The sequence below is a fragment of the Pseudomonas sp. 25 R 14 genome, assembly GCF_900004755.1.
GTDB classification, from domain to species: Bacteria; Pseudomonadota; Gammaproteobacteria; order Pseudomonadales; family Pseudomonadaceae; genus Aquipseudomonas; species Aquipseudomonas brenneri.
Genome location: NZ_CVTS01000059.1, coordinates 30730 through 48890, shown reverse-complemented (window position 1 = coordinate 48890; position 18161 = coordinate 30730). Strand labels below are relative to the sequence as shown.

At 62.6% G+C, this 18161-nt stretch carries 15 protein-coding genes and 1 pseudogene; 2 read left to right on the top strand and 14 right to left on the bottom strand.

Features of this window, described 5'->3' with window-relative positions; translation table 11 throughout:
* From BFQ03_RS29960 to BFQ03_RS21210, 12 genes and pseudogenes are all read right to left on the bottom strand, one after another.
* Positions 1-160, bottom strand: a pseudogene (locus tag BFQ03_RS29960) (murein biosynthesis integral membrane protein MurJ); the annotation flags it as partial.
* Positions 160-981 carry an acyltransferase gene (locus BFQ03_RS21260; protein ID WP_032858470.1) on the bottom strand — a complete coding sequence of 274 codons (822 nt, stop codon included), beginning with the start codon at positions 979-981 and terminating at the stop codon, positions 160-162. The pseudogene BFQ03_RS29960 and the gene BFQ03_RS21260, both read right to left, overlap by 1 nt.
* Entirely contained in the window at positions 978-2381 is a 1404-nt protein-coding gene (locus tag BFQ03_RS21255) for an O-antigen ligase family protein (protein WP_032858472.1), read from the bottom strand. Before BFQ03_RS21255 ends, BFQ03_RS21260 begins: the two co-directional genes overlap by 4 nt.
* On the bottom strand, positions 2381-3484 hold the full coding sequence (locus BFQ03_RS21250; RefSeq protein ID WP_065943979.1) for a glycosyltransferase family 4 protein: 1104 nt from the start codon (positions 3482-3484) through the stop codon (positions 2381-2383). Before BFQ03_RS21250 ends, BFQ03_RS21255 begins: the two co-directional genes overlap by 1 nt.
* A complete protein-coding gene (locus BFQ03_RS21245; RefSeq protein ID WP_065943978.1) occupies positions 3475-4689 on the bottom strand; it encodes a glycosyltransferase family 4 protein in 1215 nt (404 codons plus the stop codon). Before BFQ03_RS21245 ends, BFQ03_RS21250 begins: the two co-directional genes overlap by 10 nt.
* A gap of 25 nt (positions 4690-4714) precedes the next feature.
* Positions 4715-6055, bottom strand: a complete 1341-nt coding sequence (locus BFQ03_RS21240) for a glycoside hydrolase 5 family protein (RefSeq protein ID WP_065943977.1) — start codon at positions 6053-6055, stop codon at positions 4715-4717.
* Positions 6055-7233: a glycosyltransferase gene (locus BFQ03_RS21235; RefSeq protein WP_065943976.1), complete on the bottom strand. Its 1179-nt coding sequence runs from the start codon at positions 7231-7233 to the stop codon at positions 6055-6057. The genes BFQ03_RS21240 and BFQ03_RS21235 overlap by 1 nt, the downstream gene beginning before the upstream one ends.
* The gene (locus BFQ03_RS21230; RefSeq protein WP_065943975.1) at positions 7233-9212 is read right to left on the bottom strand and encodes a GumC family protein; all 1980 of its coding nucleotides are present in this window, start codon (positions 9210-9212) and stop codon (positions 7233-7235) included. The genes BFQ03_RS21235 and BFQ03_RS21230 overlap by 1 nt, the downstream gene beginning before the upstream one ends.
* A gap of 76 nt (positions 9213-9288) precedes the next feature.
* Positions 9289-10110, bottom strand: a complete 822-nt coding sequence (locus BFQ03_RS21225; RefSeq protein ID WP_032858479.1) for a polysaccharide biosynthesis/export family protein — start codon at positions 10108-10110, stop codon at positions 9289-9291.
* Between the two features lie 6 nt (positions 10111-10116).
* The gene (locus tag BFQ03_RS21220) at positions 10117-11028 is read right to left on the bottom strand and encodes a glycosyltransferase family 2 protein (protein WP_065943974.1); all 912 of its coding nucleotides are present in this window, start codon (positions 11026-11028) and stop codon (positions 10117-10119) included.
* Complete coding sequence (locus BFQ03_RS21215; protein WP_065943973.1) at positions 11028-12491, bottom strand: mannose-1-phosphate guanylyltransferase/mannose-6-phosphate isomerase; 1464 nt, start codon at positions 12489-12491, stop codon at positions 11028-11030. The genes BFQ03_RS21220 and BFQ03_RS21215 overlap by 1 nt, the downstream gene beginning before the upstream one ends.
* Positions 12491-13930, bottom strand: coding sequence for an undecaprenyl-phosphate glucose phosphotransferase (locus BFQ03_RS21210; protein WP_032858484.1), 1440 nt, complete (start codon positions 13928-13930; stop codon positions 12491-12493). The genes BFQ03_RS21215 and BFQ03_RS21210 overlap by 1 nt, the downstream gene beginning before the upstream one ends.
* A 496-nt stretch (positions 13931-14426) precedes the next feature.
* Here BFQ03_RS21210 and BFQ03_RS21205 point away from each other — a divergent pair, with 496 nt between their 5' ends.
* Positions 14427-15056 carry a LysE family translocator gene (locus BFQ03_RS21205; protein ID WP_032858486.1) on the top strand — a complete coding sequence of 210 codons (630 nt, stop codon included), beginning with the start codon at positions 14427-14429 and terminating at the stop codon, positions 15054-15056.
* 51 nt (positions 15057-15107) lie between these two features.
* Here the strand turns inward: BFQ03_RS21205 and inhA are convergent, their stop codons facing one another.
* A complete protein-coding gene (inhA, locus tag BFQ03_RS21200) occupies positions 15108-15788 on the bottom strand; it encodes an isonitrile hydratase (protein ID WP_032858487.1) in 681 nt (226 codons plus the stop codon).
* A gap of 90 nt (positions 15789-15878) precedes the next feature.
* On the opposite strand from inhA, the gene BFQ03_RS21195 reads away from it, so the two are divergent.
* Complete coding sequence (locus BFQ03_RS21195) at positions 15879-16847, top strand: GlxA family transcriptional regulator (RefSeq protein ID WP_065943972.1); 969 nt, start codon at positions 15879-15881, stop codon at positions 16845-16847.
* Here the strand turns inward: BFQ03_RS21195 and BFQ03_RS21190 are convergent.
* Positions 16817-17749: an alpha/beta fold hydrolase gene (locus BFQ03_RS21190; protein ID WP_065943971.1), complete on the bottom strand. Its 933-nt coding sequence runs from the start codon at positions 17747-17749 to the stop codon at positions 16817-16819. The two genes, BFQ03_RS21195 and BFQ03_RS21190, sit on opposite strands and share 31 nt — an antisense overlap.
* Positions 17750-18161 lie beyond the last annotated feature (412 nt).

Here is an 18161-nt window from a genome sequence, read left to right as displayed (position 1 = left end):
CCAGGGTCATGCGCAGCGCTTCGGGCAGGAATACCGCGACCAGAAACCCGTCGCTGCGGCTGCCCGCCCCCCAGGCCGCGACCAGCAGCCATTCCCGGGCAAAACCGGCCACCAGCCCGGCGAGGGTCGCCAGGGTCAGCCACAGGGTGCTGCCAAACATCAGTGCAACAGGGTGAACAGGCCCTTGCCACCCACCTTGTAGTTCAGCCCGCGAACGCGTTCGCCCATGACCTTGGCGCCGGTGCCACCGACAATTTTGTATGGCGCGACGGTTTTGGCCACCACGGTATTGGCGGTGACCACCGAACCCTCGCACAGGTGGGTGCCAAAGCCGATCAGCGCACGGCTGCCAATCCACACGTAGTCGTCGATATAGATCGCCCCGGAAATCGACCAGAACTCCGGCGCCTGTAAGTCATGGCTGCCGGCGATGATCAGCACATGGGAGGCAATCGCCACATGGTTGCCGATCACCAGGCCAGAGCGCGCATCCACCTGGCAATGCCAGCCGATCACTGTGTCATCGCCGACCACCAGGTTATGGATGCCCAGCACTTCGGTATTGCGCCACAGGCTGGTGCCCTTGCCGATCTTCGCACCGCCCAGGCGCAGCCAGCCCACGCGAATATGGTGGCTGGGGATCTTGTTGATCAGGATGTTGTAGGCCATGTCCCAGGCACTGCGCCAGCGGTCCTTGAGGGTTGCCCAGTTCTTGCCATAGATCGGCAGGAACTGCGCCGGGATATCCTGTTTCATGCGATGGAACAAGCGGCGTGCCACCGGATGACCAATGGTCGGTTCCACGTCGAAGGAGGTCATCCAGAAGAGTTTGTTGCTGCCTTCGCCTTCTTCAAAAACCACCTCGTTGGCCAGGCACCAGGCCAGGCCATCTTGCAAGTCTTCCAGGCTCACACCGAGTTCGCTGGCCAGGGCGGGCAGGCGCTCACGCAGGTCGGGGGAGTGAATAGTGCGATGTTTCATGGTCGGTCATCCTTTGGCACGGAAACAGGAGCAGAGTCGGTCACGGTCGGGTTCAGGCGCACCTGTTGCAGGCTGATGCCCATCAACAGCCAGAACAGCGCGATCAATACAAAGGTGAAGCTGAAGTAGTGGTCGAATATCCCGGTCAGCAAGGCTGCCAGTACACCGCACACGCAGCCCAGCCACAGTGCGTTGTCGGCGGTGACTTTGCGCACCGAGCCCAGCGGCCGCACTTCGCGCCACCACAACACGGTGACGGCGATAAACAGCAGCATCCCGGGAATGCCGATCTTGTAGATGAAGTTCAGCCACAGGTTGGAAATCCCCAGCAGGTTGCTGCCCGGCACCGGTGGGTCGATCTTGAAGCCGATGCCTAGCGGGTACTTGGCCATCACGTCGGGGAATCCGGCGTACTCATCGAAGCGAATCTCGGTACTGGCGTTGGTGGTCGAGAACATCGTCATCAAACGGTCCTGCAACGGCGGATAGAACATCACCAGGGCAATCACAAAGGCGACGCCGATACCGATGATGCGGCCGCTGTGCGGCACACGCTTGTAGGTCAGCCAGATCAGGATCAGTGCCAGGGCCACAATCGCGCCCCGGGAGATACTCAGCAGCAGGCCGGCGCAACCGAGCACCGCCACCGCCAGGCCCAGGGCGCGGCGCCAGCCAGTGCGGGTCCAGCCGTAGAACAGCGCCAGTGGGATAAACAGCACCAGCACGCCGCCGGTCAGGTTCGGGTGGACCCAAGGCGAGGCCATGCGCTTGTAGTTGGCCGAGAAAATATCTTTCACCGCCTCGGGGTGGGCGTACTTGAGGTCGGTGAGGATGTCGATCATCGACATTGCATTGCGCGTCTTGAGGAACATGAAGATCGACAACAACAGCATCGCCAGGTTACCCAGCAGCAGGGCGACCACCACCTTGTCGCGGTCGGCATCGGTGCGCAGCAGCAGCGGCACGATAAACAGCAACGACAGGTTCATCAGCCAGCGTACCCAGTTCACCGGCCCGTTGCCCTCGGCGTGGATGATGATCATGCCCCAGATAAACGGAATGGTGCTGAACAGCATCAGCCACATCAGTGCCCGTTCGGTGGGGCGCCAGACCATGAAACCACGGGTCTTGCCGATAAACGATTGCCAGAACACCCCGGCCCAGGTCAGGCCCAGCACCGCTTCGCTGATGGTGGTGCGGATCCCCAGTTGCAAGGTGGTGTAGGGAATACTGGTGGCTAAGACGGCAAAGATCAGCAGGCCCCACAGCGGCTTGCGGATCAGGGTCAGTGCCACGCCAACGCCGGCCACGATCATAAAGACCTTCATCGGCGACAACGCCAGCAGCAAGCCCCCGAAGACCAGGCCCAGGAGCAGACTAACGAGTTTTCCTGGCAGCATTAGCGATCCATTTCCTTGAGCAATTTATCCAGGCGCAGGCGATAGGCCGGTTCGGCAAATTGCCGGGCCCATGTGCGTTGCAGTTCGGGGTCGACCGTGGCCCCAGGTGCAGCCAGTGACACCATCAATGTTTGCAGTTGCGCAGCGTCGTGGGGCGCAAAACGCGGCGCCGTGGGGGGCGCCACTTCATCCAGGGCCGAGCCACGGGCGACCGCAACCTTCGTGCCGACACTCAACGCTTCCACCACCGGCAAGCCAAAGCCTTCGGCATAGGAAGGCTGCCACAGGTAAGCGGCATGCCGGTAGAGCGCCTGCAACTGGCCGTCGGACAAACCGCTGCGCCAATGCAGGCCAGGCAACTCGCCGAGGGTGGCCGGCACATCGCTGGCGTGGCCGACCAGTACCAGGTCCGGCACGTTCGGGTCCTTGGCGCGACTGGCTTGCCACTGCTCAAGGAAAAACGTCATGTTCTTGCGGGGCTCGCGGGTGCCCACCACCAACCAGTAGCGTGCCGGCAAACCCTCGGGCAGTGGTTCTGGGGCCTCGGTAAACTCCGGCACCAGGTTATTCAACACCCGGAACTTGGCCCGCGCCCAGGGGAACAGGCGCGCCGCTTCATCGCACGAGAATTGCGAGGGGCACCACACGCGATCTGCCTGCCACACCGACCAGGCAATCGACGCGCCATCGATCAAGCGATAGGCCAGGGCCTTGAGTCTGGAGCGATGGAAGTTGCGGTGGGTCAGTTGAAACAGGTCGTGCAGTACCAGTACATAGCGGGTACCGGCGGGTTTGCGGCACAAGGGCAAGCCCATGTTGGCCGTGGCGATGTACAGGTCGATCCGCTGTGCGTGGATCGCCCGGGGCAAGAAAGCGCGCTCGAAACGCCAGCGCACCTGGGGGCGCTGCAGGCCTTCCAATGGGCTGGCCCAGGCCGGGCAAACCGCTGTTTCGCGCTGCGGATGATCCAGTGGTGCCTCGGTCAACAGCACCACTTCAGTGGCGTCCCGGGCGCGCAAGGCGTGTTCCAGGGCCAGGACCTGACGGGCGATGCCCGACGAAGGCGCGACCGTGGCGGGGCGGTAATCCAGGGCTACGCGCATGCTTGGGGCTCCTGATGGGTCGGCAAGGTGCGGTAGATCTGCTCCAGTTCGTTACCGGCCACCGCCCAGTCGTGATAGTTGCGCGCGTAGTCACGCGCGGCATCGGCCAATTGGCGGGCCAGCGCCGGTTCGTCCAGCAGGCGCACAACCCCATCCGCCAGGGCCTCGGCGCTTTCGCCGGCCAGATAGTGCGCCTGCGCCTCAACCGCCAGGCCGGACACGCCCTGGGCGGTGCTCACCAACGGCAGGCCGGCGGCCATGGCCTCCAGCACTTTGAGTTTGGAGCCGCCGCCATGGCGCAGGGCGGCGACAAAGCCTGCGCAGCGACGCTGCAAGGCGCTCAGGTCGGGGACAAAACCCTGCCATTCAATGCGTTCGTCCGGCCAACGCTCGCGCCAATGCTCTGGCAAGCCGTAGCCGGCGACGGCCAGGCGGGCGCCGGGGCACTGCAACCAGACCCGGGGGAAGATTTCGTCGAGCAGCCACTGCACCGCGTCGAGGTTCGGCGCGTATTCGTAGTTGCCCACAAACAACAGGCGCTGGCCCTGCGGGTCGGCGCTGACTGTGCTGAAAGCGCGACTGTCGACCCCATTGACCACCACGCTCACGGGGGTCGCAGTCAATTGGCCGATGGCCTTGGCATCGGCCTGGGTCACGGCGACCACATGGCACGCTGCATCAAACGCCTTGCGCTCCCATTTCCGGCAACGCCATTGGTCATAGCGCACGAACGGTGCGGCCCACTTTGGAAAGCGGTCATAGGTGGCGCCGCCCAGGCTCGATTCCAGGTTGTGCTCGGTGAGCACGAAGTCCCGCGATTGCTGCTGCAAGGTGTGCAAGTACGGTTGCAGGCTGTAGCTGTGTTCCACCTGGATCACATCCCAGGTTTCGTTCAGCAGTTGGGCAAAGCGTGCCTGCAACGGGGCCGACAGGCCATTGATCGTGGTCAGCAGCGGCCAGGGCGCAAACACCCCGGCGAGCAGGGTCAGGGGGTGTTTCAGTGGCCGGCGCGGGACCACGATCAGGCGTTCGAGCAAGGGTTCAAGGGCGGCGTGACTGGCGGCATCGGCCGGGGTTTTCGATTGCACCAACAAGGTGATGCGATGCCCGCGCTCACTCAAGGTGCGCAGCAAATGGTATTGCCGGGTCTTGCCGCCGCTGGTCATCGGCCACGGCAGATAGGGCACAATCCACAGGATTCTCACGTGCAGCTCTCCATGCCTGGGCGTGCTACCACACCAAGATCTGTAACGTCGGTTTCACCGCAGGGCGAATGCCGTTGTAGTCGTTAAGGGTTTGCCGGGCGCCGGTCAGCGGGTCCAGCAGTTCGGCGTTTTTGACCTCGGGCAAGGTGATGCTGGTGCCTTCGGCACTCCAGTACATCAACAGGCGTTTGCCGTCGTCGCGGGTCCAGGCCACGCTGTACAAGGTTTTCGGTACATCCTTGAGCACCGGCGTGGCGCCGGGCTTGAGGGTCGGGCCGGTGATTTCGAGGAAGCGGGCGAGGGCGCTGTACACCGGCTTGGGTTCGCCGTTGAGGTCCAGCAGGCCATAGTGCTGGTCGCGCACGGACGCGCGTTCATCCAGGTCGGACAGGGCAAACAGGAAAATCTTCTGGTAGTCCTGGGACGCCATCAGCGCCAGGCGCCGCAAGGTGAAGTCGGCCTGGCCGTCGATACCGATCAGGTCCTGCATTTCCTTGGGCCCGCTGTAGCTGGACCAGCCCCACTCGGTGGCCCAGACATCCTTGACCCCGGCACCGTGCAGCACCGCATTGAGCTGGTCACCGCGCAGCAGTACTTCGTTCTTGCCCGGCTCGTCGGTTTCCGGGGTCATCGAATACGGGTGATACGCCGCCACCATGCCCAGGCTTTGTACGCCCAGCGCGCCGAGGGCCTCGAACATCAAGGTCTTGCCACGCGGCGGCATCTGGCTGTAGTACGCCATGCCCCCCATCACCTGGATCTTGTCCGGTGCGGCAACGTTCAAGGCTTGATGACTGGCCAGCAGCAAGCGCGCGTATTCCTCGGCGTTGACTTGCGGGCGCCAGTTGTTCGGTAGGTTCTGTTCGTTCCACACCTGCCAGGCGTCGATATTCGGGTAGCGCTTGGCCAGCAATGCCAGGCGCAGGGCATACACGCTGGCATCCCGTGGGCGGTACTGGTCCTGGAAGTCCGCGCCCCTGGGGGCGGTGGTGATAAACGGCGCCGAGCCCACCAGGTAGAACACCGAACGGATTTTCTCGGCGGTCAGGGTGCGGTCCAGTTCATCGAAGGTGCTCAGTTGATAGTCTTCTTCCTTGGGTTCCAGGCGGTCCCAATGCAGGTCGACGCGCACCCAGTCCAATCCCAGTTTCTGGTATTGGCGGATCTGTTTTTGGTACTGCTCGGGCTTGAACCACAAAAAGTGCGCGTTCACCCCCAAAAACTCGCGCCATTGCACGGTGCGTTGGGGCGCCAGGTTCACCGGCTCCGCGTCGACGTTTTCACTGAGCAGCAGCGCGCCGCCAACGGCCAGCGCAATCACCAGCGGCAGGTAGCGCCACATCCGACGAGTAGGCGAAATGTTCATCACAAAGGCTCCTTGACTGCGGCCTGGAACAACTCGGCAAAGCGTTGGGCGGTGCTGGACCACTGGCGCTGGCGGCCGATGTCGGCAGCGTGGTCGGCCCATTGACGGGCTTGTTGTGGGTCGAGGATCAGGCGGTCCAGGGCAGCGCTCAACGAGTCGATATCGCCCTGTTGGTAGGTGATGCCATTGCCCCCGGCAACTTCTTCGGCGAAGGCGCGGGCATTGGAAGTAATCACCCCGCGCCCGCAGGCGTTGGCCCAGGATAGCGCACCGCTGGTGCCGCGCATCTGGCCGAGAAAACCGAGTTTTTTCGATTCGCGGTACGGCAACACCATCACATGGTGGGCCTGGATCGTGTGGGGAATCTCGGCTGAGGGCAGGTCCAGTTGCCAGTCCACCACATCGCCCAGTTGCAGGGTGGCGATCAGTTGGCGCAGGCCATCGAGGTAGTTGCCGGCCGGGTCGAACGTCATCTCCGGCGCGGTGCCCCCGGCGAGGGTCAGGCGTACCTGGCCACGGCATTGTGGATGGGCGGTCAGGGAGCGGGCCAGGGCCTGTAGCAGATCCTCGATGCCCTTGCCCCGGTAGATAAAGCCGAAATACAGCAGGCGCAGCGGTTGCAGCGGCGGCAAGGCCACGGGAGCGATGGGCAGGTTGCCGTGGGCAATCACTGCCACTTGTCCGGGATTCAGGCCCATGCGCTGGCGCAGGCAGTCGCCACCCAGGCGGGTGAGGGTAATCAGGCGGCGCATGCTTTTGGCCAGGCGCCGCTCTTCGTGAAGGGTCAATGGATCGGCCAGCAACGCCGCCGCCTGGGGCAGCGGGTGGGGCAGGCGTTCAAGCAGGGTCAGCGGGAAAAACAGCTTGGCCCGGCGCCAGATCAGGCGCTCCGGGTCATGCACGGTGGCGGTCAGCGGTAACTGCGGCTGGGCCCGGCGCAAATAGTCCAGGGCCTGGAACTCACCAAAACGCCCGCCACCCAGTTCGGCATGGACCAGGTCCACGCTGCGCCAGTCAAAGGCTTGCAGGCGGCGTAATTGCTCCGCCAGGTCCTGGCAGCCTTCCAGCGGCGTCAGCACTTCCAGGCCCAGTTCACGCAACGCGCTGCGCAAGTGCGCAGCGTAGTCGGCGATCCCGGTCTGTTCCGGTGGCAGCGGCGCCAGCAACGCAATGCGCATCAGGCCGCACCGCGCCAGCTGTTGATCCGCGCCAGGACATTGGCCGGCACTTCGAAGCGGCGGCGGTTGAGGATCATCCCGTCGACTTTGCCAAACGCGGTGGTCAGCAACGACAGAGCGTTCTCGATGGTCGGCACGGTGCTGGTGCGGGCTTCGATGACCAGCACGATCTGGTCGGCGCGGCGCAGGGTAAGGAACGCCTGCGGGTTGGACGACAGGGCAGACGCGTCCAACAGCAGCACTTCACCTGGCTTTGCGGCTTCGCTGCCGTTGACCGAGACCCGGTGCCCGCGCTCTTCCAGCAGGCGCTTGAGTTGCTCGATGATAAAGCTCACGCCTTCGCCATGCCGTGCCGACGTCAGGCCCAGGGCAAAGCCCTCGCTGGCGATGCGCTCGGCGGGCAGCAGGCTGTACAGGCGATAGATGCTGGCGGTGAGGGCTGCCGGTGTGGCGTGTTGCACATCGGGGATGCTGCTCCACAGCGGGATACCGAACACTTCCTGCAACCGCGCGCCATCGTGGATACGCTGGTCCAGCAGGTACAGCACGTAAATGGTCAGCAAACCGACAGCCAGGCCGGCAGGAATGGTGAACAGCAGAATCAGCAGGCTCTTGGGAAACACGCGCGCCGGGTTGAGGGTGGCGTGTTCGATCAGGGCAATGTTGCTGATCTGGCTGCTGTCCAGTTCATGGTCGATGCGTGCCTGTTCAAGGTTTTCCGAGTACAGCGCATAGCTTTTCTCGGCGGTGCGCAGTTGCTGGGTCAGCTTGTTCAGTTCGGGTTCATCGGTCATCGCCTGGTCACGCTGGGCGCGCAGTTCGGCGAGGGTCTTGTCGTAGTTCTCGATTTCCCCGGCCAGTTTGCGCTCTTGCAACTGGGCGTCGATGATCTGCTGCTTGACGTTGATTACCAGGCTGTTGGGCGCGGTGTTTTGCGAGCGTTCCAGGCGGGTCGCTTCCTGGGCGCTGAGGTCTTGCATGTCGCGGATGTTCTGCTCGATCTGGTTGACCTGCGGCGTGCCGGGCAGGTAGGTGCGCAGCAGGCGCGCGCGTTCGACTTGCAAGGCATTGAGCTGGCGCTTGAGGTCAAGCTGAGTGGGGTTGAGGCTGGTTTCCCGGCCCGTCACCACTTCGGCCGGCTGGTTCTTGATCTGCTGGCTGGCGTTGGCCAGGAAGCTGCGGATCCCCGCGATCTGGTTTTGCGCGGTGACCTTGGCGTCGGTGACGCGGTCGATCTGGTTGGTCAGGTTTTTCAGGCGCGCGTCCACGCTGATCGAGTCGATCTGCTTCAAGCGGCCCTGCAGTTCATCCTTGAGCCCCTGGATATTGGTGGCGACCTTGGTGCGCTCGGCTTCATAGAAGGTGTGCAGGCTCTTGCGCCCGAGAATCCGTGCGCGCTCCTCCAGGTAAGCATCGACCCAGGTCTCGACGACTTTCTGGGCGATGACCGGATCATCCCAGGTGAAGGAAATCTCGATCACCGAAGAGCCTGGTTCGTGGCCGGCCTCGAAGTTTTTCTCCAGTTTGGTTGCCAGGCGTTCCAGCGGGCTTTGCTTCTCGGCAAGGCCGATGAATTGCAGGACGCTGCGCACGGCATCGAGCACTTCACCGGCGGCTTTCTTGACGTAGAACTTAGTGACTTTCCAGAAGCCCTGTGGCGGCTCGGACGTCATCGCCAGGTAGCGTTCGGCAACGATATGCACGATTGGGCGGCCGGTGAGCATTTTTTCTTCGTCGACAATCGGGTCGTGCTGGGTGCTCGGCGCAATCAGCGTCTGGCGGTTGGCGGCTTCGATCGGTAGCGTAGTGTTGTCCCGTCCTGGCTTGACCAGCAGGCGCGCGTCGGACTCATAGCGCGCCGGCAACAGGAAGGCACCCAACACGGCCACCACAATCGTGGTGATCACGGCCAGTTTGAATTCGCGGCGGAAGATGAAAAACAGCCGCAAGAGGTCGCGTAGAGAGCGGATTTCGATCACAGGATCACTCCATTGAATATGTGGTGTACGCCAGACGGGAACAGTCGGTTCGAGTGATACGAAGCCTGGTCCATAATCATTGGCCTGCGTTGATGACGGGGTTGTTGTAGATGGTGTTGCCGCTGTTCTTCACGCCGCTGTCGTTGAGGTCGTAGTTCAAGCCCACGCCAATCCCCTTGTTGATCGGGAACAGGCGAGTGAAGTACATATCCACCGCTTCCACCGTGGCGCCGATCGTCGATTGCGGCACGTAGATCAAATCACCGCGCTGCAACGCTACCCGTGGGTGGTTGGGGTTGGTCAGCATGCTTTCCAGGTTGATGAAGTACATCTTGTACTTGCCATCGGCACCGGTACGCAGCAGGGCAACGTTGGAGCTGTCGGCCGAGGCCAATACACCGCCGGAACTGAGCAGGGCCTGTTCCACACTGACGTTGCCCGCCAGGTCGAAAAACGCCGGGTTCGGCACCGCACCGCCGATAAACACCTTGTTGCTCGGGGCGCTGGCGATGTTCACCGTCACTGCCGGCTCGCGGTAGATGCGCTTGTACTTGTCGGTGATTTCCTTGCCCAGGTCTTCAGGTGTGCGCAACGCCGCCTTGACTCGACCAATATTGGGGATCGAGATCACACCGTCAGGCCGCACAACGAACACCGTCATGTCGTCGGCCGCTGCAGGCTCCTGGGCATCACGCACGATGCGCAGCAAGTCACCGCTCTGGATCAGCACCTGCGGCGGGGGCAGGTCGGCCAGGCCCAACGCGGCCTGATGCCCGGCCTTGAGCGTGTTGTTATCAGGAAGCGGCACCCGCGCGGGGGTCGAACAACCAGCCAGCCAGATCGAGGCACTCAACAGGCTGAACAGGGTAAGACGGGAACGTCGGTTGGTAGTCTTCATGACGGCTCAAGTCCAGTAGGTGGAAAACATGCCCAGGCGCTGCTTGAGCGCGTTGGGCAAGTAGCGTTCAAGGTGGCCGAGGCGATAGCCCAGCAATTTAAAGGCACTGCGCACCACCACTTCGGGGGCGCGGTGCAAGGCGTTGGCCTCGCGCAAGGCACGTAATTCGGCCAGTACATAGCGTTTACCTTCACCGCCGGCGTCGCCAAACGCCTGGCGGATCCATGGCTCGCGGCCGTAGAACACACCAATGTCGAAGTAGCGGTGAAACTCGTCCATCAGGCGGTAATCGTGGGAGTGATAGACCCGGGCGCTGGCCGCGTACTGCACCTTCCACCCGGCCAGCAGCATGCGCGCGGCGACGTAGGCGTCCTCGCTGCCGATCACATCGGCCGGGAACCCGCCCACGGCCTGCAGGGCGCTGCGTCGGTACACGGAGAACGAGTCGGAACTGAAGCAGGTCTTGATCCCCAACTGCGGTGCATCGGCCAGGCTTTTGCTGCGGCTGTGGGCCGGGTAATTGAAGTGCCGCGACTGCGCGCCCAGCACACCCGCGCCGGGGTGCGGCAGCTGGCGGCCATAGGCGACGCCGTTGAGAGGGTCCAGTTGCAGCTCTTCGAGCAGCTTGGCGAACGTCTCGGGTTCGGCCGGGATCGCGTCCTGGGTCATCACGATCAGGGCGTCGCCACCCACTTGCTCGCTGGCCCAGCGCCGGGTGCCGCCGTGGTTGAAGTCGCGGGCATCGATCACTTCGACACGCGCGCCGAACTCGCGAAAGCGCGCCACGGTGTCATCGCTCGATGCGCTATCGACCACCAGCATCTCGTCGGGTTGCACGGTCTGCATGCGCAGCGCCGGCAGCAAGCGGTCGAGGTGGCTGGCAGCGTTGCGGGTCGGGATGATCAGGGAGGTACGCATCAGGGCTGGGGCTCGCTGGCGGGCGCACGGCCGTAGATATCGTCGAAGCGCACGATGTCGTCTTCACCCAGGTATTCGCCGCTCTGCACCTCAATCATCACCAGGTCGATGATGCCGGGGTTGGTCAGGCGGTGTTTGTGCCCGGCGGGAATATAGGTGGACTCGTTCATGTTGAGCAGGATCTCGCGCTCGCCATTGGTGATCATTGCCGCGCCGCTGACCACTACCCAGTGTTCGCTGCGATGGTGGTGCATCTGCAAAGACAGCGAGCCCTTGGGCTTGACCACGATGCGCTTGATCTTGAAGCGAGTGCTTTCCTCCAGCACCGTGTAAGTGCCCCAGGGCCGGGTGACGGTGCGGTGCAGGCTGAATGCCGGATGGTTCTGGCGCTTGAGCTCGGCGACGATATGGCGTACGTCCTGGCTGCGATTGGCGTCGGCAATCAGCAGGGCATCGGGGGTGTCGACGATGATCAGGTCGCGCACCCCGACTGCACCCAGGACACGCTTGGGCGAGTCGATGTAGCAGTTGTGCACGTCGTGCAGGATCGCTTCGCCATTGATCTGGTTGCCGTTGTCGTCACTGGGGGTCAGTTGGCGCAGGGCTTCCCAGGAGCCGATATCGCTCCAGCCAATATCACAGGGCACCACGGCGACCTGGGCGGATTTCTCCATCAGGGCCACGTCGATGGAAATGTCCGGCGCGGTGCCAAACCCTTGCGGGCTCAGTTCACGCTGGCGGCTGCTGCTGTTCTGCAGGCTGGTGCTGTGCTCCAGCGCCGCTCTGGCCGCGTCCAGCACCGCGGGGGCGTGGGTCGCCAGTTCGTCGAGCACAGTGGCGGCCTTGAAGCAGAACATCCCGGCATTCCACAGGTGCTTGCCGCCGTCCAGGTAGCCTTGGGCGGTGGCCAGGTCGGGTTTCTCCACGAACCGCTGGACGCGGAATCCTTGCGCCAGGGCCGTGCCTTGTTCGATGTAGCCAAAGCCGGTCTCGGGGCGGTCGGGCTGGATGCCGAAGGTCACCAGATAACCCGCTTCGGCCAATTCGCGGGCCTGGGCCACGGCCTGGGCGAAGGCGCTTTCATCGAGGATCAGGTGGTCGGCAGGCATCACCAGCAACTGCGCGTCGCCGCCGAAAAACTCTTGCACATGCAAGGCGGCGACGGCGATGGCGGCAGCCGTGTTGCGGCCGAACGGCTCCAGCAATAAATCCAGGCCCAGTTGGGCCTGATTGACTGCGCGGTAATCATCGAGGGTGCGAAACAGCAGGTCGCGGTTGGTCACTGTCAGCACGCTGTCGACCCCCGGCAGGTGGCTGGCGCGCAGGAAGGTTTTCTGCAACAGGCTCTGGTCGTCGCGCATGCGCATGAACGGCTTGGGCATGTTCTGCCGCGAAACCGGCCACAGCCGCGTGCCCGAGCCACCGGAAATGATGCACGGAATCAATCCGTTGAGGGTGTTCATCAATAAACTTCCTTGGTGGAAAGGACGGCCGGGACCGTCATGAAAACGATGTACAGGTCAAACCACACCGACCATTTGGCGATGTATTCCAGGTCGTATTCGACCCGTTTCTGGATCTTGAACAGGGTGTCGGTTTCACCGCGGTAGCCATTGATCTGGGCCCAGCCGGTGATGCCCGGCTTGACCCGGTGGCGCGAGCTGTATTCGTTGACCGCTTCCTCGAAAGGAATCCCGGCCGCCTTGGTGGCGGTGGCGTGGGGACGCGGGCCGACCATCGACATGTTGCCCAGCAGTACGTTGAACAGTTGCGGCAGCTCGTCGATGCTGGTCTTGCGAATGATGCGCCCGACCCGAGTGATGCGCGGGTCGAGGCGGGTGGTCTGGCATTCGGCATTGACGTCGGTCTGCTCGACGTACATCGAGCGGAACTTGAAGACACGGATCAGGTTGTCGTTGTAGCCAAAGCGCTTCTGCCGGAACAGCACCGGGCCTTTTGAGTCGAGTTTGATGGCCAGGGCGGTCACCAGCATGATCGGCGACAGCAACAACAGGCCGGCACTGGCCAGCAGCAGGTCTTCGCAGCGCTTGATAAACGGTGACCAGCCACGCAGCGGTAACTGCGAGGTGTTGAACATCAGGATGCCGCCGACATCGGTGATGCGGTTATGGCCATAGCGCAGGGCGGCCATGTCCGGCACCAGCATGACGTTCACCGACATCTGCCGCAGGCGCTTGACCAGCCCGTTGATACGCTGCTCGGCGGCCCAGGGCAGGGTAATCATCACCTGATTGACCTGCTCGGAGCGGATCAGCTTTTCCAGGTCGCGGGTGTTGCCCAGCAATGGCAGGTTGCTCAACTCCTTGGGAATGCGTTCGGTGCGGTCGTCGATAAAACCGATCAGGCCGGAGCGGATATCACTGTTGCGTGACAGGTGTTCGGCCACATGGACGGCGGTGTCGGTAAAGCCGAGGATCACCGTGCGCTGCAGGAACTTGCCGTTCTTCATCAGGTTGCGGTAGAGGCGCAGCATCAGGATGCGCTCCACGCCAAACAGGATCAGGCTCAAGGAAAACCAGAACATCAGGTTGCGCGGGCTCAACTGCGGAAACAGCAGCAGGATCTGGTACATGAACAGCAGGATGCAAAACGCGGAAATCCAGGCGGTCAACATGATGCGAAAACGCAGGCGGTTGCTGAACAGATCCTCGGAGTACACCCCCAGGGCCTGGAACAGAATGATGGTCAGGATCGCAAAGAACAGCAGCAGGCCAAGGTAGTGGCTACGCATTTGCGGGTCCACCGGATCCGGATAGAACAACAGGATCATCGCCGGCAGGACCGCCGTCAGGCCGTGGAGTAATTTGACGAAAACCACAAAAAACTCAACAAAGCCGGTACGAGTCAGAAACAGGCTGTCGACTGACGACTTCTCACGCATAAATCATCCCTCAATACACCACCAGGACTTCCCTGTTCGTTTGCTCATCCATAAGGCAGTTCTGCTTTATAAGCGGCGCAAGGCGAACGACTGCTTTCACTGGGTAACGCGCAATGACCTGTCTAGCGCAGGCATTTGCAAAGTAATGTCTAAATGATGGCTCCTTTTGAATTTCTCGTCAAGGTTTTGACTTTTTTCAAGTTGTCTGCCGTCATTTCTCATAAGATACTCTTGTTGTGACGGTTTGTTGACATATTTTGCTGTGGCTATCAGATTTATCGAGAATGAGTGATGGCTTTTTGGAGTGTAGGAACAAAAATGGGAATTTACCTGCGGGGAGGGAAATCAATTTTTTGACGGAGTGTAGGAAAGATGTGGGCTGAATCTAGAACTGTAGGCGCGGAATTGCCGGCGAATAGGCGTCGTTCTCGCCTTCTCTGGTATCGGTGGCTGAGGTAGGACTAATCTACGGTTTTCCCTGGCGGATGAGTTGAGCATGATCGATCTCGCAACCCTGGCGGTTTTCTCTGGCTCCGTGCTGCTGCTGTTGCTGTCGCCTGGGCCGAACATGGCCTTTGTCATCAGTCATGGCGTGAGCTACGGCTGGCGTGGTGGGGTGGCGGCCGGCCTGGGGATCGGGGTGGCGGACCTGCTGCTGACCGCATTGACGGCTACTGGCGTCACGGCCCTGGTTGCCAGTTGGCCCCCGGCCTTTGATCTGATTCGCTATGCCGGTGTGGTCTACCTGCTGTGGCTGGCGTTCAAGACCCTGCAGAAAAAACCGTCCCTGGACACCGCTCGGGTGGAGCGGGTACGCCTGGGTGGGGTGTTTATGCGCGCCATGCTCAACAGCTTGCTCAACCCCAAGGCGCTGTTGTTTTTCATGGTGTTCCTGCCGCAGTTCGTCAAGCCCGAGGCCGGCCCCATTGCCCTGCAGTTGGTGCAGCTGGGGCTGCTCCTGACGTTGATTGCGGGGGTTTTTCACGCGGTGCTGGGGATTTTTGGCGGGGCGATCAGCCGATTTTTCGCCAGCAGTGAAAAGACTGCAGTGTTGCAAAAATGGGGGCTGGCCACGGTGTTGACGGTGTTGGCCGTGCGCCTGGCGTTGATGCCGCGCACTGTGTAGCAATTCTCCTGTGGGAGCGGGCTTGCTCCCACATGGGGAATGCGCTGGTCCTCAGCCCAGCCGCGCCGCCGCCCGTGCGGCGATTTCGCCACGGGTCTTGCGTGATTCGGCCGTGCGTTTGTTGGCCTCGTCCAGCACATGCCGTGGCGCGGTGTCTGGTCGGCCGGCATTGAAGGGCGGGGCCGGTGCATATTCGAGCTGCAATTGCACCAGTTGCGCAGCGGCCTCGCTGTACAACTCGGCGGCCAGGGTCAGGGCAAAATCGATTCCCGCCGTGATGCCACCGCCGCTAAACAGATTGCCGTCGCGTACCACACGCTCCTGCACTGGCGTCGCGCCCAGGGTGGCCAGCATGTCGTGATAGGCCCAGTGTGTGGTGGCGCGCCGCCCACGCAGCAAGCCTGCCGCGCCCAGTACCAGCGAGCCGGTACACACCGACGTCACATAGCGTGCGGTCTGGGATTGTGCCCGCAGAAAGTCCAGGGTCGGCTCATCTTCCATCAGCGCTCCCACCCCCGAGCCACCCGGCACGCAGACCACGTCCAGCACCGGGCAGGTGTCATAAGTGAGGGTCGGCGTGAGTACCAACCCGGTGCTGGAGGTGATTGGCGCCAGGTCTTTCCAGATCAGGTGCAGCTTCACATCCGGCAATGACGCCAGCACGTCGTAAGGGCCGGTGAGGTCCAGTTGCTGGATGCCGGGGAACAACACAAAGCCGATCTGCAAGGTCATGGTGAAACTCCAGAAGAGGGGATGGACGGCTTCACTCTAGTGGCCTAGGCTTTGGCGCATACGCCATTGAGCCCACGAATCACGCCAATCATGTCGAAAATCATCCATGTGCTCGCTTTTCCCAACGTGCAGGTACTCGACGTCACCGGGCCCCTGCAAGTGTTTGCCACGGCCAACGACTTGGCGCGCCAGCAAGGCTTGCCGCGGCCCTATGCGGTCAACGTGATTGCTGCCCAGGACGAACCGGTGATGACATCCGCCGGTCTGGCCCTGCTGGCCGCGCCGTTGCCAGCCGCCGAGACGCCCTGCGACACCCTGGTGATCGCCGGTGGCTGGGGCGTGTATGGCGCGGCCGAGGATCCGGCCCTGGTGGAGTGGGTCCGGCAAAAAGCCACGCAGGCGCGGCGCATGACCTCGGTGTGCACCGGTGCCTTCCTGCTGGCCGCCAGCGGCTTGTTGGACGGCTGCCGTGTCGTGACCCACTGGACGCGTTGTGAGGAACTGGCGCGCAAATATCCCAGGCTGCAGGTCGAAGCCAACCCGATCTTTATCCAGCAGGGGGCGCTCTGGACCTCGGCGGGGGTCACGGCCGGCATCGATTTGTGCCTGGCCCTGGTGGAGGAGGACCTGGGCCGAGCGGTCGCCCTGGAAGTGGCGCGGCACCTGGTGGTGTTTCTCAAACGCCCCGGTGGGCAGTCGCAGTTCAGCGTCACCTTGTCCCTGCAAAAGGGCGACAACCGTTTCAGCGAATTGCATGCGTGGATTGCCGAGCACTTGCACCTGGACTTGAACATCCCGACCCTGGCGGCTGCGTGCGGCATGAGCGAGCGCAGCTTCGTGCGCCACTACCGCGCCGAAACCGGCCAGACCCCGGCGCGGGCGGTGGAACTGATCCGCGTGGAAACCGCACGCCGGCAACTGGCCGACAGCGCCGTGGCGATCAAGCGCATCGCTGTGCAATGTGGCTTTGGCAGCGAAGAAACCATGCGCCGCAGTTTTGTCCGAGCCTTGTCGATCAGCCCGCAGCTTTACCGCGAGCGGTTTTCGGCGCCAGCCTGAGTCTGCCCAAGTAATTCAAACAGTGCGTCAAGCGTGGCCTGCGGTGCTTCCTGGGGAATGTTGTGGCCCACCCCGGCGAGCACCCGGCGCCGATAGAATCCGCTGAAATTCCCCACATCGTCATCCACCTCCGGCGCCGGGCCGACACCGTCGTCGGCACCGCACAGCGAAATACTCGGCACCGAGATCGGCGGCGGCTGCACTAACGCCTGTTCAATCGGCTCCAGCGCCGGATCACCCTCGGCATACATGAAACGATGGCGATAGGAGTGGATCACCACGTCGACAAAGTCCGGGTTATCAAACGATGGCGCGGTCTGCGGGTAAAGGCTTGGCCCCTCGGCCCAGGAGGGCGACCAGAGCGACCACAGCAATTTGCACAACTCACGGCGGTTGGCCGTCAGGCCATCGACGCCCCGTTGGGTGTGGAAGTAGAACTGGTACCACAACCGATGCTCGGTGAGCGGCGCGCGTGGCTGGATGGACCTGGCGATATCTTGAATGTTGTAGCCGTCACCCGTGACCAGGCAGCGTACCCGCTCAGGCCAAAGCGCCGCGACAATACACGCGGCGCGCCCGCCCCAGTCATAACCGACGAGGGCGGCCTGGCCGATGGACAGGGCATCCATGAAGTCCAGCAGGTCCTTGGCCAGCGCCGCCTGCTGGCCGGAGCGCATCACCTGGGCGTGGGCAAAGCGGGTCGGGCCATAGCCGCGCAGGTAAGGCACCAGCACGCGATAACCGGCCTCGGCCAGCACCGGCGCGATGGCATCGTAAGCGCGAGGGTCATAGGGGAAACCGTGCAGCAGAATCACCACTTCACCCCCGGCAGGGCCATGGGCTTGGTAAGCGATATCGAGCATGGGGGTGCGGGTATACAGCAGCGCGATCGAGGGGCTCATCGGGACTCCGTTCGGGTCACAGCAGTGAGACTGGACTTTAGCGCGAAACGGTTACGTGTTCTGCTGTGCCTGTGCCACCGCCATCGCAGCCTCGCTAAAGCTCGACAGCTCCCACAAGGGATTGGTGGTGGACCCGGGATTTCAGTCTGGATGAAGATCAATGTGGGAGCTGTCGAGCCCCGGCGAGGCTGCGATAGCGGTGGATCAGGCGACATCTTCGCTGCCTGTGCCGCCGCCATCGCAGCCTCGCTAAAGCTCGACAGCTCCCACAAGGGATTGGCGGCGGATCCGGGATTTCAGTCTGAATGAAGATCAAAGGTGGGAGCTGTCGAGCCCCGGCGAGGCTGCGATAGCGGTGGATCAGGCGACATCTTCGCTGCCTGTGCCGCCGCCATCGCAGCCTCGCTAAAGC